The organism is Streptomyces sp. NBC_00252 (genome assembly GCF_036187565.1).
In the GTDB taxonomy this organism is placed as follows: Bacteria; Actinomycetota; Actinomycetes; order Streptomycetales; family Streptomycetaceae; genus Streptomyces.
Window position 1 is genome coordinate 7,516,522 of sequence record NZ_CP108087.1, and the last position, 15,081, is coordinate 7,531,602.

The 15,081-nt window shown below is 70.0% G+C and carries 13 protein-coding genes; 7 read left to right on the top strand and 6 right to left on the bottom strand.

Annotated elements, in window-relative coordinates; translation table 11 throughout:
• Window positions 1–47: 47 nt before the first annotated feature.
• From OHT77_RS33355 to OHT77_RS33380, 6 genes are all read left to right on the top strand, one after another.
• Window positions 48–911, top strand: coding sequence for an MHYT domain-containing protein (locus OHT77_RS33355; protein WP_328832138.1), 864 nt, complete (start codon window positions 48–50; stop codon window positions 909–911).
• Between the two features lie 40 nt (window positions 912–951).
• Window positions 952–3,087, top strand: a complete 2,136-nt coding sequence (gene uvrB / locus OHT77_RS33360) for an excinuclease ABC subunit UvrB (RefSeq protein ID WP_328832139.1) — start codon at window positions 952–954, stop codon at window positions 3,085–3,087.
• Window positions 3,088–3,246: 159 nt separating this feature from the next.
• A complete protein-coding gene (locus OHT77_RS33365; RefSeq protein WP_033283094.1) occupies window positions 3,247–3,825 on the top strand; it encodes a TerD family protein in 579 nt (192 codons plus the stop codon).
• Between the two features lie 50 nt (window positions 3,826–3,875).
• Window positions 3,876–5,879, top strand: a complete 2,004-nt coding sequence (locus OHT77_RS33370; RefSeq protein WP_328832140.1) for a TerD family protein — start codon at window positions 3,876–3,878, stop codon at window positions 5,877–5,879.
• Window positions 5,880–6,114: 235 nt separating this feature from the next.
• On the top strand, window positions 6,115–7,116 hold the full coding sequence (locus tag OHT77_RS33375) for a TerC/Alx family metal homeostasis membrane protein (RefSeq protein WP_266767560.1): 1,002 nt from the start codon (window positions 6,115–6,117) through the stop codon (window positions 7,114–7,116).
• A gap of 192 nt (window positions 7,117–7,308) precedes the next feature.
• Complete coding sequence (locus OHT77_RS33380) at window positions 7,309–8,412, top strand: calcium:proton antiporter (RefSeq protein ID WP_328832141.1); 1,104 nt, start codon at window positions 7,309–7,311, stop codon at window positions 8,410–8,412.
• Between the two features lie 125 nt (window positions 8,413–8,537).
• On the opposite strand, the gene OHT77_RS33385 is transcribed toward OHT77_RS33380, so the two are convergent.
• On the bottom strand, window positions 8,538–9,806 hold the full coding sequence (locus OHT77_RS33385) for an MFS transporter (protein ID WP_328832142.1): 1,269 nt from the start codon (window positions 9,804–9,806) through the stop codon (window positions 8,538–8,540).
• Window positions 9,807–9,979: 173 nt separating this feature from the next.
• Between OHT77_RS33385 and aroQ the strand changes: the two genes are divergently transcribed.
• A complete protein-coding gene (gene aroQ, locus OHT77_RS33390; protein WP_328832143.1) occupies window positions 9,980–10,453 on the top strand; it encodes a type II 3-dehydroquinate dehydratase in 474 nt (157 codons plus the stop codon).
• A gap of 69 nt (window positions 10,454–10,522) precedes the next feature.
• Here the strand turns inward: aroQ and OHT77_RS33395 are convergent, their stop codons facing one another.
• From OHT77_RS33395 to OHT77_RS33415, 5 genes are all read right to left on the bottom strand, one after another.
• Window positions 10,523–11,284: an amino acid ABC transporter ATP-binding protein gene (locus OHT77_RS33395; RefSeq protein WP_328832144.1), complete on the bottom strand. Its 762-nt coding sequence runs from the start codon at window positions 11,282–11,284 to the stop codon at window positions 10,523–10,525.
• Window positions 11,281–12,198 carry an amino acid ABC transporter permease gene (locus OHT77_RS33400; protein WP_328832145.1) on the bottom strand — a complete coding sequence of 306 codons (918 nt, stop codon included), beginning with the start codon at window positions 12,196–12,198 and terminating at the stop codon, window positions 11,281–11,283. The genes OHT77_RS33395 and OHT77_RS33400 overlap by 4 nt, the downstream gene beginning before the upstream one ends.
• Window positions 12,195–13,079 (bottom strand): ABC transporter substrate-binding protein, encoded by an 885-nt coding sequence (locus OHT77_RS33405; RefSeq protein ID WP_328832146.1) that lies wholly within the window; start codon window positions 13,077–13,079, stop codon window positions 12,195–12,197. Before OHT77_RS33405 ends, OHT77_RS33400 begins: the two co-directional genes overlap by 4 nt.
• A 446-nt stretch (window positions 13,080–13,525) precedes the next feature.
• A complete protein-coding gene (locus OHT77_RS33410) occupies window positions 13,526–14,182 on the bottom strand; it encodes an MBL fold metallo-hydrolase (protein ID WP_328832147.1) in 657 nt (218 codons plus the stop codon).
• A gap of 10 nt (window positions 14,183–14,192) precedes the next feature.
• Window positions 14,193–14,879 carry a maleylpyruvate isomerase family mycothiol-dependent enzyme gene (locus tag OHT77_RS33415; RefSeq protein WP_328832148.1) on the bottom strand — a complete coding sequence of 229 codons (687 nt, stop codon included), beginning with the start codon at window positions 14,877–14,879 and terminating at the stop codon, window positions 14,193–14,195.
• Window positions 14,880–15,081: the final 202 nt, after the last annotated feature.

Below are 15,081 nucleotides of genomic sequence, written 5' to 3' on the forward strand. Positions count from 1 at the left end.
GCGTTTCAGGAATTCCGGGACGGAACAGGGCGGAAGGGTAACTGCGCATGCAGGGCACGGTCGACGGATTCAGCTACGGACTCGTCACACCGCTGGTGGCCTACCTCATGGCGTGCCTCGGCGGCGCCCTCGGCCTGCGCTGCACCACCAGATCTATGCGCGTCGCCCAGTCCTGGCGCCCCGGCTGGCTCGCCCTCGGATCGGTGGCCATCGGTTCCGGCATATGGACGATGCACTTCGTCGCGATGATCGGGTTCTCCGTCCGCCAGACACCGGTCCACTACGACCGACCGATGACCTTCGCGAGCCTCGCCGTCGCCATCTTCATGGTGGGCGTCGGGATCTTCATCGTCGGCTACAAGGGAGCCAGGGGAACCGCGCTGTTCACCGGCGGCACCCTCACCGGCCTGGGCATCGCCTCGATGCACTACCTGGGCATGGCGAGCATGCGCCTCAACGGAAAGCTCGAATACAACACCTTCACGGTCGCCGTCTCCGTCGTCATTGCGGTCGTCGCGGCGATCAGCGCCCTCTGGGCGGCCGGTCAGGTCCGCGGCTTCCTCTGGAGCGTGGGCGCGAGCCTCGTCATGGGACTCGCCGTCACCGGCATGCACTACACGGGCATGGCCGCCCTCACCGTCCACGTCCACGGCACGGACGCGACCACCGACGGCGTGTCGGCCGCGTCCCTGCTGGCGCCCATGATGATCGGCCCCCTCGCCTTCCTCCTGCTGGCCGGCGTCGTCGTGATGTTCGACCCGCTGATGGTCATGGGGAAGCCCGCCCGGACCCCCGTCGAGCACAAGCCCGGCGTCCCGGCCGGCGCCCTCGTCCCGCACCCCCGCCGCGCCCCCGTCCGCGCCGGCCGCGACCTCGCGCACCGCCGCTCTCGGACCCCGCAGAACCGCTGATCCGACCCGGTTGTCAGTGGCGGGTCGTACGGTTGGTTCCATGCGGCCCGTTTCTCACATCGAACGTACGGTGGCGCCCTTCGAGGTCGTCAGCCCCTACCAGCCCAGCGGCGACCAGCCGGCAGCCATCGCCGAGCTGGCCCGACGCGTCGAGGCAGGTGAGAAGGACGTCGTCCTCCTGGGCGCGACCGGCACCGGCAAGTCCGCCACCACCGCGTGGATGATCGAGAAGCTCCAGCGCCCCACCCTGGTGATGGCGCCGAACAAGACCCTGGCCGCCCAGCTGGCCAACGAGTTCCGCGAGCTCCTGCCGAACAACGCCGTCGAGTACTTCGTCTCGTACTACGACTACTACCAGCCCGAGGCCTACGTCCCGCAGTCGGACACCTACATCGAGAAGGACTCCTCGATCAACGAGGAGGTGGAGCGCCTGCGCCACTCCGCGACCAACTCGCTGCTCACCCGCCGCGACGTCATCGTGGTCGCCTCGGTCTCCTGCATCTACGGCCTCGGTACTCCGCAGGAGTACGTGGACCGCATGGTCCCCCTCAAGGTCGGCGACGAGATCGACCGCGACCAGCTGCTGCGCCGCTTCGTCGACATCCAGTACACGCGCAACGACCTGGCCTTCACCCGCGGCACCTTCCGCGTCCGCGGCGACACCATCGAGATCTTCCCGGTCTACGAGGAGCTCGCCGTCCGCATCGAGATGTTCGGCGACGAGATCGAGGCCCTCTCCACCCTCCACCCGCTCACCGGCGAGATCATCAGCGAGGACGAGCACCTCTACGTCTTCCCTGCCTCCCACTACATCGCCGGCCCCGAGCGCATGGAGCGGGCGGTCAACGACATCGAGAAGGAACTCGCCGAGCGGCTCGCCGAGATGGAGAAGCAGGGCAAGCTCCTGGAGGCCCAGCGCCTGCGCATGCGGACCACCTACGACCTGGAGATGCTCCGCCAGATCGGCTCCTGCTCCGGCGTCGAGAACTACTCGATGCACTTCGACGGCCGCCAGCCCGGCTCCGCGCCGAACACCCTGATCGACTACTTCCCGGAAGACTTCCTGCTCGTCATCGACGAGTCGCACAACACGGTCCCGCAGATCGGCGCCATGTACGAGGGCGACGCCTCCCGCAAGCGGACCCTCGTCGACCACGGCTTCCGGCTGCCCTCAGCCCTGGACAACCGCCCCCTGAAGTGGGAGGAGTTCCAGAAGCGCATCGGTCAGACCGTCTACCTGTCGGCGACCCCCGGGAAGTACGAGCTGTCGCGCGCGGACGGCGCCGTGGAGCAGATCATCCGCCCCACCGGCCTCATCGACCCCGAGGTCGTCGTCAAGCCCACCGAGGGCCAGATCGACGACCTGGTGCACGAGATCCGCAAGCGCACCGAGAAGGACGAGCGGGTCCTGGTCACCACCCTCACCAAGAAGATGGCCGAGGACCTCACGGATTACTTCCTGGAGCTCGGCATCCAGGTCCGCTATCTGCACAGCGACGTCGACACCCTGCGCCGCATCGAGCTGCTGCGCGAGCTGCGCTCCGGCGAGTTCGACGTCCTCGTCGGCATCAACCTCCTCCGCGAGGGCCTCGACCTCCCCGAGGTGTCCCTGGTCGCCATCCTGGACGCCGACAAGGAGGGCTTCCTGCGCTCCGGCACCTCCCTGATCCAGACCATCGGCCGCGCGGCGCGCAACGTCTCCGGACAGGTCCACATGTACGCCGACCGGATCACCCCGGCCATGGAGAAGGCCATCGAGGAGACCAACCGCCGCCGCGAGAAGCAGGTCGCGTACAACACGGAGCGCGGCATCGACCCCCAGCCGCTCCGTAAGAAGATCAATGACATCGTCGCGCAGATCGCCCGCGAGGACGTCGACACGGAGGAGCTGCTCGGCTCGGGCTACCGCAAGTCCAAGGACGGCAAGGGCGCGAAGGCCCCCGTGCCCGCCCTCGGCAAGGCCGCGAAGAACGCCAAGTCCGCCAAGGGCAAGGCCAAGGACGGCGCCCCGACCGACCGACCCGCGGCCGAACTCGCCGAGCAGATCGAGGAGATGACCGACCGCATGCGCGCCGCCGCCGCCGACCTGCAGTTCGAGGTCGCTGCCCGCCTGCGCGACGAGGTGCACGAGATGAAGAAGGAACTGCGTCAGATGAAGGAGGCGGGCCTGGCCTGACCGGCCCGGCTGGACCGCCGGACCTCGGGGTATGCGCGCTGTGTTGCAAGACCGACACAAAGTCCGATGCGGGGTTCGGCACTGTCAGTGGCGCTGCGTAGGGTTCTGGGCATCCGCGGATTCCGCGGCAACAGGGGACAGTTCGAGAGGGGAACAGCCGTGACGGTCAACATGACCAAGGGTCAGGCCATCAGTCTGCAGAAGAACGACGGGTCCGGCCTGACCGCGGTGCGCATGGGTCTCGGCTGGCAGGCGGCTCCCCGGCGCGGCCTGTTCGGCTCGCGCACCCGGGAGATCGACCTCGACGCGTCCGCCGTGCTCTTCGCGGACAAGCAGCCCGTCGACGTCGTGTTCTTCCGCCACCTGGTCAGCGACGACGGCTCCGTGCGCCACACCGGTGACAACCTCGTCGGCGGTGTCGGCCAGGGCGGCGACGACGAGGCGATCCTCGTCGACCTCGCGCGCGTGCCGGTCCACATCGACCAGATCGTCTTCACCGTGAACTCCTTCACGGGCCAGACCTTCCAGGAGGTGCAGAACGCGTTCTGCCGCCTGGTCGACGAGACCAACGGCCAGGAGCTGGCCCGCTACACCCTGGCGGGCGGCGGCCAGTACACGGCCCAGATCATGGCCAAGGTCCACCGCACCGGCTCGGGCTGGACGCTGACGGCCCTCGGCACACCGACCAACGGCCGTACCTTCCAGGACCTGATGCCGGCGATCCTGCCGCACCTGTAGGACGGCCCGGCGCACACGACACGACACGGCTGAGCAGGGGGACGAGAGCGATGGCAGCCGAGCTGGTGCGGGGGCAGAACCACCCGCTGTCCCATGTGCGTCTGGAGATCCGGGTCGCGGCCGGCAAGCCGGTCGTGGCCGCCGCCACGCTCGGCGACGAGCACGGCAGGATCCACGGCGTCGAGTGGGTGGCCCACCCGGGCACACCCACCCTGCCCGGCCTCGAGGTCTCCAAGCAGGCGGCCGCCGACCACCGCCTCGCGGTGGACCTCGGCGCCATGCCGGAGGCCGTGCACCGTGTCAGCGTGCTCCTCGCCCTGCCCCTCGGCGGCGAAGGCCCCACCCGCTTCGGCGCCGTCGCCGCGCCTTTTGTGGCGGTCACCGGCCTCGACGGCACCGAGGTCGCCAGCTACACGATCACCGGCCTGGACGCCGAGTCGGCGGTCGTGGCCCTGGAGCTGTACCGCAGACAGGGCGCCTGGAAAGTGCGCGCCGTCGGCCAGGGCTACGCGGGCGGCCTCGCCGAACTCCTCACCGACCAGGGCCTGCCCCAGGCACTCCAGCTGGCCGGCGGCATCAACGAAGCGGTGGCCCAGGGCCTCGCACGCTCCGTGGCAGCACCTCCACCCCGCACCCCGGACACCGACCGCACCCGCCAGACGGCCACACCGGCCCTCGGCCCCGAGGAGAGCGGTGCCACGACACAGGGTGCCCCCGGCGCCGTAGGACCGCAGTCGGGTTCTCCTTATGGGGCTCAGGGCACCCCGCAGGCCGGGTATTCCGGTGGTGGTGCGGATGCCGCTGCCGGCCAGTCCGGGGCTTCCGCGGCCGGGGGGCCGATCGACTACAGCCATCCGCGGCGGCAGGCCGGGGCGCCGCCGCAGCCCGCACCGGCCGTGCCGCCGGGAGCGCCGGGGCAGCCGGCGCGGCCCGTTGCCGGGGACGCGACGGGGTGGTCGATGGAGGAGCGGCTCTACAACCAGGTGTGGGGCATGTTCGAGGACCTGGCGCGCACCATGTCCGCGTACCGCAGCGCGGTCGACTTCGCGGACTCGCGCATGGAGAAGGAGCTCGACCAGGCCCTGTCCGACCCGCGCAGCCGGATGGGCGGCCAGGGCGACGCGGCCCGCGAGGCGGCGCAGGCCAAGCACGCCCAGCTCGTCGACCAGGCGCAAGCCGCCCTCGACCGGGACCTCGACCAGCTGGTCGCCGAGGCCGACGTGGTCGAACCCGCGCTCCCACCCGCGTTCGCCGGCTGGGACAACCCGGTCTGGCACGGCTACCGCGTCCCGATGGAGATACCCATGGCCCTGCGCCTGGGCGATCTCCACCTCCCGGAGAGCCCCGAGCTGCGCATCCCGATGCTGGTCCGGCTGCCGCTGGAGCGCGGCCTGTGGATCGACAGCGGGAGCGGGGAGTCGCTCGACGGCTCCTTCGCCGACTCCCACGAGCTGCGGCGCCTCGCGCTGGACACGGCCGTGGCGCACGCGGCCCGGCTGCTCGCGGTCTACCCGACGGGCGAGTTCGCCGTGCACGTCATCGACCCGGCAGGTTCGGCTGCGCAGGCGCTGGCCCCGCTGGTGCAGACGGGCGTGCTCGCGGCGCCGCCCGCCGCGGGCGCCGCCGGTGTGACGGACGTCCTGACCCGGCTCACCGAGCGGGTGGACCTGGTGCAGATGGCGGTGCGCGCCGGCGCCGCCGACTCGCTGCCGCCCGGTCTGGACACGGCCGAGCAGCTGCTGATCGTCAACGACTTCCCGCACGGCTTCGACGACCGCGCCGTCACCCAGCTCCGCTATCTCGCGGACGAGGGCCCGGCCGTCGGCGTCCATCTGATGATGGTCGCGGACCGCGAGGACGCGGCGGGCTACGGCCCGTTGCTCGACCCCCTCTGGCGTTCGCTGATGCGACTCACCCCGCTGCCCGACGACCACCTCGCCGACCCCTGGGTCGGGCACGCCTGGACGTACGAGCCGTCGGTCGTGCCGCCCGGCAGCCAGGTGCTGTGGCAGGTGCTGACAGCGGTCGCGACCGCTCGTACCAAGCATAGGTAAAGTCCCCTGACCAGCTGTTTTTATCTTTCTTTTGCCAATCGCTTTACTATCTCTTGGTGATTGGGGTACTGTCCTTCGTACGGAGGGGAGTACTCCCTATCTGCTGCGGCGTACCCGTCAATACGGATCAGGCCAGATCCCGGGGCGTCGGCCCTGGGCGCCCGTCCAAGGTGGAAGAGACCTCCGGTAGCGACGACGCTGACCATTTGCCGTTAATACCGCCGGAGGAGCAGTAGTGGATGTTTCCGTGACCCTGTGGGTCCTGACCATCGTGGGGCTGGCGGCCCTCATCGCGGTCGACTTCTTCATCGGGCGCAAGCCGCACGACGTGTCGATCAAGGAAGCCGGGATCTGGACGATCGTCTGGATCGCCCTCGCCGGACTCTTCGGGCTCGGCCTGCTCCTCTTCGGGGGCGGTCAGGCCGGCGGCGAGTTCTTCGCGGGCTTCATCACCGAGAAGTCGCTGAGCGTCGACAACCTCTTCGTCTTCGTCCTGATCATGGCGAAGTTCGCCGTGCCCTCGCAGTACCAGCAGCGCGTGCTGCTCGTCGGTGTCCTCATAGCCCTGGTCCTGCGGGCCATCTTCATCGCGGCCGGCGCGGCCATCCTCGCCAGCTTCGCCTGGGTCTTCTACATCTTCGGCGCCTTCCTCATCTGGACCGCCTGGAAGCTCATCCAGGAGGCCCGCGCCGACGAGGAGGACGAGGAGTTCGAGGAGAACAAGCTCCTCAAGGCGGCCGAGCGCCGCTTCGGCGTGGCCGACCGCTACCACGGCACCAAGCTGTGGATCCGGGAGAACGGCAAGCGGGTCATGACCCCGATGCTGGTCGTGATGCTCGCCATCGGTACGACGGACGTCCTGTTCGCCCTCGACTCCATCCCCGCGATCTTCGGCCTGACCCAGGACCCGTACATCGTGTTCACGGCCAACGCCTTCGCGCTGATGGGTCTGCGCCAGCTGTACTTCCTCATCGGCGGCCTGCTCAAGAAGCTGGTCCACCTCAGCTACGGCCTGTCCGTCATCCTCGGCTTCATCGGCGTCAAGCTGGTGCTGCACGCCCTGCACGAATCGGGCGTCCATGTCCCGGAGATCAGCATCCCGGTCTCGCTGGGCGTGATCTGCGGGGTCCTGATCGTCACCACGATCACCAGCCTGATGGCCAACAAGAAGACGGCCGCGGCCGAGGCGGCCAGGACCGAGGCCGAAGGCACCCCGAAGGACAGCATCGACGCCTGATCCTGATCACGTCCGACGCAGGACGACGACGTAAGAAGTCGCCGGAACACGAGCACCGGGAGCACGCACCATGAATCGCCGATCACCGCTCCCGGTGCTTCGTCGGATACCAGCGACCCGCGTCCAGGTGACGCGGGACGAGCCCGGCAGCGCCGGAATGCGGGCGCTGAACGCCTCTGCGAGGATCGCTTCATGATCACTCGGCTCAGGTCGCTCACCACCCAGTGGACGACCGTCGTACCGGTGCTCGCAACCGTCCTCCTGGTCTTCACCTGGGGGCGGAAGGATCTGCCCGGTGTGGTGGTCGCCCTGGTGACCGTGGTCCTCGCCGGTGCCGTGCTCGCCGCGGTGCACCACGCCGAGGTGATCGCCCACCGGGTCGGCGAACCCTTCGGCTCCCTGGTCCTCGCCGTCGCCGTGACGATCATCGAGGTCGCCCTGATCGTCACCCTGATGGCCGACGGCGGCGACAAGAGCTCGACCCTCGCCAGAGACACCGTCTTCGCCGCCGTCATGATCACGTGCAACGGCATCGTCGGCCTGGTCCTCATCGTCGCCTCGCTGCGCCACGGCACGGCGGTCTTCAACCCCGAGGGCACCGGCGCCGCCCTTGCCACCGTGGCGACCCTGGCCACGCTCAGCCTGGTCCTGCCGACCTTCACCACCAGCAAGCCCGGGCCGGAGTTCTCCGGCGCCCAGCTGACCTTCGCCGCACTCTCCTCACTCGCCCTGTACGGCCTCTTCGTGGCCACCCAGACCGTGCGGCACCGCGACTACTTCCTGCCCGTCTCCCACGAGGGCGAGACGATCACCAAGGACCTCCACGCGGACGCCCCGTCCGCCCGCACCGCCCTGATCAGCCTGGGCCTGCTGGGCCTCGCCCTGATCGGCGTGGTCGGACTGGCCAAGGGTGTCTCGCCGACCATCGAGTCCGGCGTCGAGGCGGCCGGCCTGCACCACGCCGTCGTCGGCGTGATCATCGCGCTGCTCGTGCTGCTCCCCGAGACCATCGCCGCCCTGCGCTCCGCGCGCCGCGACCGGGTGCAGACCAGCCTCAACCTCGCGCTCGGCTCGGCGATGGCCAGCATCGGCCTCACCATCCCCGCCGTCGCCCTGGCCTCCATCTGGCTCTCCGGGCCACTCGTCCTCGGCCTCGGCTCCACGCACATGGTGCTGCTCGCCCTGACGGTCGTGGTCAGCTCGCTGACAGTGGTGCCGGGACGGGCGACACCGCTCCAGGGCGGCGTCCATCTGGTGCTGTTCGCGGCCTACTTGGAGCTGGCGATCAATCCGTAGCGCGCGGGATCCGGACGGATGCGCGAACGATCGCGTACGTGTGCGCGGCGTCCCGCCCGCCGACGTAAACGCTCGCGCAAGCGTTTACGCCCCCGTCCTCGGGCCCCCATCCGTCGCACCCACCCTCACCCGGCGACCGGCTCCGCCACCACCCCCACCAGCCGGGTCTCCGGCAGGAGTGCGAAGCAGCCCAGGCTGAACAGCGCGATCCCGGTCAGGTAGGCGCCCACGCCCCAGGGGACGCGCCCGCCGTGCTCGGCGAGGGCCGTCGCCACGATCGGGGTGAGCGCGCCGCCGAGGACTCCGCCGAGGTTGTAGCCCACGGCGGCGCCCGTGCAGCGCACCCGCGGCTCGTACAGCTCCGGCAGGTACGCGCCGACCACGGCGAACATCGTCACGAACGCCAGCAGCGCCCCCAGGAACCCGACGAACATCAGCAGCGGCGCACCCGTGGCGAGCAGCGCGACCATCGGGAACATCCACAGCGCGGCGGCCGTGCACCCCAGCAGACACAGCGGACGGCGCCCGTAGCGGTCGCTGAGCAGTGCCACCAGCGGGGTCAGCGAACCCTTCACCACCACGGCGGCCATGATGCAGATCAGCATGACGGTACGGCTCACCCCGAGCCGCTCCGTGCCGTAGGCGAGGGACCAGGTCGTCACCGTGTAGAACACGGCGTACCCCACCGACAGCGCGCCGGCGGTCAGCAGGACCAGCCGCCAGTGTTCGTGCACCACTTCGGCGAGCGGCACACGCGCGTGGTCGTCGAGTTCGAGGAACCGGGGACTCTCCACGAGCGACGAACGCAGCCACAGCCCGCCCAGGGCCAGCACCCCGGCCACCCAGAACGGCACCCGCCAGCCCCACTGCGCGAACTGCGCGTCGGTCAGGGTCGCCGACAGCGCGAGCATCACGCCGTTCGCCAGCAGGAACCCCACCGCGGGCCCGATCTGCGGAAAGCTCGACCACAGTCCGCGCCGCCCGGCCGGCGCGTGCTCGGCGGTCAGCAGCACCGCCCCGCCCCACTCGCCGCCGAGTCCGAGGCCCTGCAGAAAACGCAGCACCAGGAGCAGTACGGGAGCGGCCACCCCGATCGAGCCGTACGACGGTACGCAGCCGACCGCGACCGTCGAGGCGCCGGTCAGCAGGAGGGACGCGACGAGGACCGGCCGCCGTCCGCGTCGGTCCCCGAAGTGCCCGAACAGGATCGAGCCCAGCGGCCGCGCCACGAAGCCCACCCCGAACGTCCCGAAGGCGGCCAGCGTCCCCGCGACCGGTGAGAACGTCGGGAAGAACAGGGGACCGAGGACCAGGGCCGCCGCCGTGCCGTAGACGAAGAAGTCGTAGAACTCGATCGCCGTGCCGGCCAGTGAGGCGGCCGCGAGGCGCAGCATGGACGGGGGTCTTACTGTGCGTACATCGTGCATGCCGCGTCAACTACCCACAGTGAGCAACGGTTACGGGGGCGCGCGGTGGTGCGGAGGCGGCGTGATAGACCGGGTCCGAGCAGCGGCCGTCGACCGGCGGCCCCGCCTCGAACGACATGTCCGAACGGACCGGAGGAACCGTGCCCCGCACCCTGGCCAACGCCCCGATCATGATCCTCAACGGCCCCAACCTGAACCTCCTGGGCCAGCGCCAGCCGGAGATCTACGGCTCCGACACGCTCGCCGACGTCGAGGCCCTGTGTGTCAAGGCGGCGGCCGGGTACGGCGGGACGGTGGACTTCCGGCAGTCCAACCACGAGGGCGAACTGGTCGACTGGATCCACGAGGCACGGCTCAACCACTGCGGCATCGTGATCAACCCGGCCGCCTACTCGCACACCTCGGTCGCGATCCTGGATGCCCTCAACACCTGTGACGGGCTGCCTGTGGTGGAGGTCCACATCTCCAACATCCACCAGCGCGAGGCCTTCCGGCACCACTCGTACGTCTCGCTGCGGGCCGACGGGGTCATCGCGGGGTGCGGTGTGCAGGGGTACGCGTTCGGTGTGGAGCGGGTCGCCGCGCTGGTGGGCGCGGGGAAGGCCGACGCGTAAGCACCGGCCTCCTGGCGCACGCCTCTTACAGACCACCTGTTACAGACGGCGGCCGGACCCAGGGGCCCGTCACAGGCGGCCCGCCTCCACGATCCGTCGCAGGAAGCGCTGCGTGCGCTCCTGCTGCGGGTCGCCGAAGATCTGCTGCGCCGTGCCGCGCTCCAGGACGACGCCTCCGTCCAGGAAGCACACCTGGTCGGCGACGTCCCGGGCGAAGCCCATCTCGTGCGTGGCCAGCACCATGGTCATGCCCTCGTCCTTCAAGTCCCGCACCACGGCGAGCACTTCACCGACCAGCTCGGGGTCGAGCGCGGCGGTGATCTCGTCGAAGAGCAGCAGCCGGGGACGGACGGCCAGGGCACGCACGATCGCCACCCGCTGCTGCTGGCCGCCGCTCAGCCGGTCCGGGTAGGCGCCCGCCTTGTCCCCGAGCCCGAGCCGCTCCAGCAGCTCACGCGCGTGTGCCTCGGCCTCCGCGCGGGACACGCCGTGCACCCGGCGCGGGGCGAGGGTGATGTTCTCCAGAACGGTCATGTGCGGGAACAGGTTGTACGCCTGGAACACCACGCCGATACGGCGCCGTATCGCGTCCTGGTCGACGCGCGGGTCGGTGATCTCCTCGCCGTCCAGCCAGATCGCGCCGTCGTCGATGTCCTCCAAGAGGTTCGCGCACCGCAGCAGCGTCGACTTGCCGGAACCGGAGGCGCCGATCAGCGCGGTCACCGTGTGCTGCGGGACCTCCAGGTCGACGTCCCGCAGGACGACCGACGTACCGAAGGTCTTGCGCACGGACTCCATGCGCAGCACGGGCGACGTCTCGTCGGTGCTCATGTCGTGCCTCCCTGGGCGCGCTGCTTGTCCATCCGCGCGGTCACCCAGTCCGTGAAGCGGGTCATCGGGATGGTCAGCGCCACGAAGACGAGCCCCGCGACGATGTACGGCGTGTAGTTCAGGGCGCGCTGCGCGATGATGTCCGATGCCCGCACGGCGTCGATCGCGCCGCCGATCGACACGAGCCCGGTGTCCTTCTGGAGGGACACGAGATCGTTCAACAAGGGCGGCACCTGCCGGCGTACGGCCTGGGGGAGCACCACGTGCCGCAGCGCCTGCCGGTTGCTCAGGCCCAGCGAGCGGGCCGCGGCGCGCTGCGAGGGGTGCACGGACTCGATGCCGGCGCGGAACACCTCGGCCACGTATGCCGAGTACGTCAGCGTCAGCGCCGCACCGCCCAGCCACACGGGGTCGACGGTCACGCCCTGGAGGCGCAGAGCGGGCACTCCGAAGACCACGATCATCAGGTTGATGATCAGCGGCAGCCCGCGGAAGAAGTCCGTGTACGCGGCGGCCAGCACCCGCAGGGGGAAGAACACCGGGCCGCGCAGGGTGCGCGCGATGGCGATCAGCATGCCCAGGACGAGCACCAGCGCGCCGCAGATCAGCAGCAGCCGGATGTTCAGCCAGAGCCCTTCGAGGACCTTGGGGAACGCCTCGCGCGCGTAGTGCCCGTCGAAGAAGGTCTCCTTGGTGCGCTCCCAGCCCGGCGCGCTGACCACGACCACATAGAGGACGACGGCCGTGACCAGGGTCGACACCGCGGCGATCGCGGTCGCGCGACGGGCACGCGCGCGTTTGTGCCGCTCGCGGTCCAGACGCCGCTGCGAGGGGACGTACGGGTCGCCCCCGCCGGGCATGTCGCCCTTGTCGTCCACGGCCTCCTGGCCGGAGTCGTCCTTCACCACGGTCACTTGAGGACCGGGGCGTCGACGGCGTCGGAGAGCCACTGCTTCTCCAGCGCGGCCAGCGTGCCGTCCTTGCGGAGCGCGTCCACGGCCGACGACACGCACGACGTGAGGTCGCTGCCCTTGTCGAGGACCAGCCCGAACTGCTCGGGCGTGCCGCCCTGGTTCTCGAACTGGCCGACGATCTTGGCGTTGGTCACCTCGGCCGAGGTGATGTAGAAGGCGGTCGGCAGGTCGACGACGATCGCGTCCACCTGGCCGTTCTTGAGCGCGGAGACGGCCTGGTCGTTCTTGGAGAACGCGGCCTCCTGCTGCGTCGGCTTCACCACGTCGCTGATGTAGTTCAGGCTCGTGGTGCCGACCTGGGCGCCCAGCTTGAGGCCCTTCAGGCCCGCGATGCCCGTCGCCTTGGCGGCCTTGCTGCCCTTGAGCGCGATGACGGCCTGGCGCACGTCGTAGTAGCCGGACGAGAAGTCGACGGCTTTCTTGCGCTCGGTGCTGATCGACACCTGGTTGATGTCGAAGTCGAAGGTCTTCACGCCGGGCGCGAAGGCCTTGTTGAAGGGGACGCTCTGCCAGACGACGGCGCTCTTGTCGTAGCCGAGCTGCTTCGCCACGGCGTAGGCGACCGCCGACTCGAAGCCCTTGCCGTTGGCGGGCTTGTCGTCCTCGAACCACGGCTCGTACGCCGGCTCGTCCGTCGCGATCGTCAGCTTGCCGGAGGTCTGGGTGGCCAACTTGCCCTTGGCGCAGGTGGTCCCGGTCGAACCCGAGGCCTGGTCGGAGGCCTTCTCCTCCGGCTGCGGAGCACAGCCGACGGCGGTGGCGAGCAGGGCTATGGTCGCGGCGGATATCGCGCGGCGCAGTACGCGAGGGGCAAGGTGCATGGCGGGAGAGTGACAGTCGGACGTCCTGATTGTCCAGGTCACAGCCCCGATTGTCCGCATAGTGGGAACACGTGTTGCACTCTTGTGAACGGCACCTGTGCGGCGCGGATCCGACGCCGTCGGCCGGGGCGCGAGCCGGGGCCGCCGGTCAGGGCGGGGATCGATGGACCGGCGGCCCATCCGCGCAGGAGCCGTCATCCTGAGCGGGGCTTTCTCCAGTTGACCGCGCAACCAGGTACGAGGGGAGCGCACGCGGGACACCGGCGCGTGCGAAGGATTCACACGGGGCGCGTGCGCGGAGGGTGTGCGGGGCGCGCGTGGGACGGTTCACTCCGGGAGCACGGCCTGCGGGTTCAACGCGGGGCGCACACCCGTCACCGGACGGTCAACACCCGCACGCGCGGCGGACGTTCACCCAGCCCTCCACGCGCGCGCGTGCCGCATTCTCACCACCCGCGCGCGTGCCACTCCGGCAGGTGCGGGCGCTCGGCGCCCAGGGTCGTGTCGTTGCCGTGGCCTGGGTAGACCCAGGTCTCGTCCGGGAGCGCGTCGAAGATCTTCGTCTCGACGTCGTGGATCAGGCTCGCGAACGCCTCGGGGTCCTTGCGGGTGTTGCCCACGCCGCCCGGGAACAGGCAGTCCCCGGTGAACACATGAGGGTGGCCGTGCGGGTCGTCGTAGACGAGGGCGATCGAACCCGGTGTGTGGCCCACGAGGTGACGCGCGGTCAGCTCGACCTGGCCCACCCGGATGGTGTCGCCGTCGTCGACCAGGACGTCGGTCGGCACCGGGATGCCCTCGGCGTCCGCGCGGCCCGCGTAGGTACGCGCGCGCGTGGCCGTCACGACCTCGGCGAGCGCCTGCCAGTGGTCGCCGTGCTGGTGGGTGGTGACGACGGACGCGACGCCGTCCTCGCCGATCGTGCCGAGCAGGGTCTCCGCGTCGTTGGCCGCGTCGATCAGCAGCTGCTCGTCGGTGGCCCGGCAGCGCAGCAGGTAGGCGTTGTTGTTCATGGGCCCGACCGCGATCTTCGTGATCATCAGGTCCGGGAGCTCGTGCACGTCCGCCGGTCCACCGACCGTGACCTCGCCGCTGTACGTCATGGCCGTCACCCTATAGCGGGGGCAGGGCCGGCAAGGAGCCGCCGTCGACCGTCAGGCCGGAGCCGTCGCGGCGGCCGCAGAGCCAGCCGAGGAGGTCGACCAGGGGGCCGGTGACGGTGACATCGGGCTTGTCGGACGGGCGGCCCGTCGTCCACGCGTGCGTGCCGTCGGTGAGGTGGGCCGAGGGGACGTCGGGGTGCCCGTCGAAGCGCTCGGTCAGGAAGTCGATCTCCCGCCGGGTGAACTCCTCCGGGATGTCCTCCAGCTCGTAGCCGATCCCCAGGTCCACGTGGTGCAGCTCGACCTCGGCCCACCGGCGGAACGGAATCCGGGACGCCGAGTCGACGACCCCGTTGCGCAGTTCCACGCTGCGCGACCAGTCCGCCGGGGCCGCACCCGCGGCCTGGAAACGGGCCGCGCTCTCCCGTAGGTCGGCGACCTGGAGGTCGAGGGGCCGCGGGGCGTCGCGGTCGATGTCGGCGTCACGGATGCTCGCCGCCGCGTACATGGGACGCCCCTCCAGGACGTTCACCAGAGCATCGGCGTTCCGGGAGAGGTGGGCGAGGACGTGGCCGCGGCTCCAGCCGGGAAGCCGTGACGGCTCGGCCACAGAAACGTTGTCCAGTCCGGCGGCAGCGCTGAGCACCCGGTCGGTCGCGTCACGTACAGAGGCCAGGTCATGAGCGTGATCAATCATGCTGCTGACCCTAGTCCCGCCACACCTTTGGGTGAAGGTGGTGAAGCAGTGCCGTAAATCGAATGCACGTGCTATATCGTCGGGTCCGGCGTCGGGCATGCTGGAAGGCCGGAGGTTGTTATGCCTCCGCCGGGATTCCGACCGGCGTTGTCAGTGGCTCCCCCTAGTCTGAGAACGACGGGGGCCTCGCCCCTGTCACTTC

Coding starts and splice junctions, on each gene's coding strand:
- OHT77_RS33405 (WP_328832146.1), bottom strand. CDS start 13,079: ATGCACCTTGCCCCTCGCGTACTGCGCCGCGCGATATCCGCCGCGACC.
- OHT77_RS33385 (WP_328832142.1), bottom strand. CDS start 9,806: ATGCTGCGCCTCGCGGCCGCCTCACTGGCCGGCACGGCGATCGAGTTC.
- uvrB (WP_328832139.1), top strand. CDS start 952: ATGCGGCCCGTTTCTCACATCGAACGTACGGTGGCGCCCTTCGAGGTC.
- OHT77_RS33415 (WP_328832148.1), bottom strand. CDS start 14,879: ATGATTGATCACGCTCATGACCTGGCCTCTGTACGTGACGCGACCGAC.
- OHT77_RS33370 (WP_328832140.1), top strand. CDS start 3,876: ATGGCAGCCGAGCTGGTGCGGGGGCAGAACCACCCGCTGTCCCATGTG.
- OHT77_RS33395 (WP_328832144.1), bottom strand. CDS start 11,284: ATGAGCACCGACGAGACGTCGCCCGTGCTGCGCATGGAGTCCGTGCGC.
- OHT77_RS33410 (WP_328832147.1), bottom strand. CDS start 14,182: ATGACGTACAGCGGCGAGGTCACGGTCGGTGGACCGGCGGACGTGCAC.
- OHT77_RS33380 (WP_328832141.1), top strand. CDS start 7,309: ATGATCACTCGGCTCAGGTCGCTCACCACCCAGTGGACGACCGTCGTA.
- OHT77_RS33355 (WP_328832138.1), top strand. CDS start 48: ATGCAGGGCACGGTCGACGGATTCAGCTACGGACTCGTCACACCGCTG.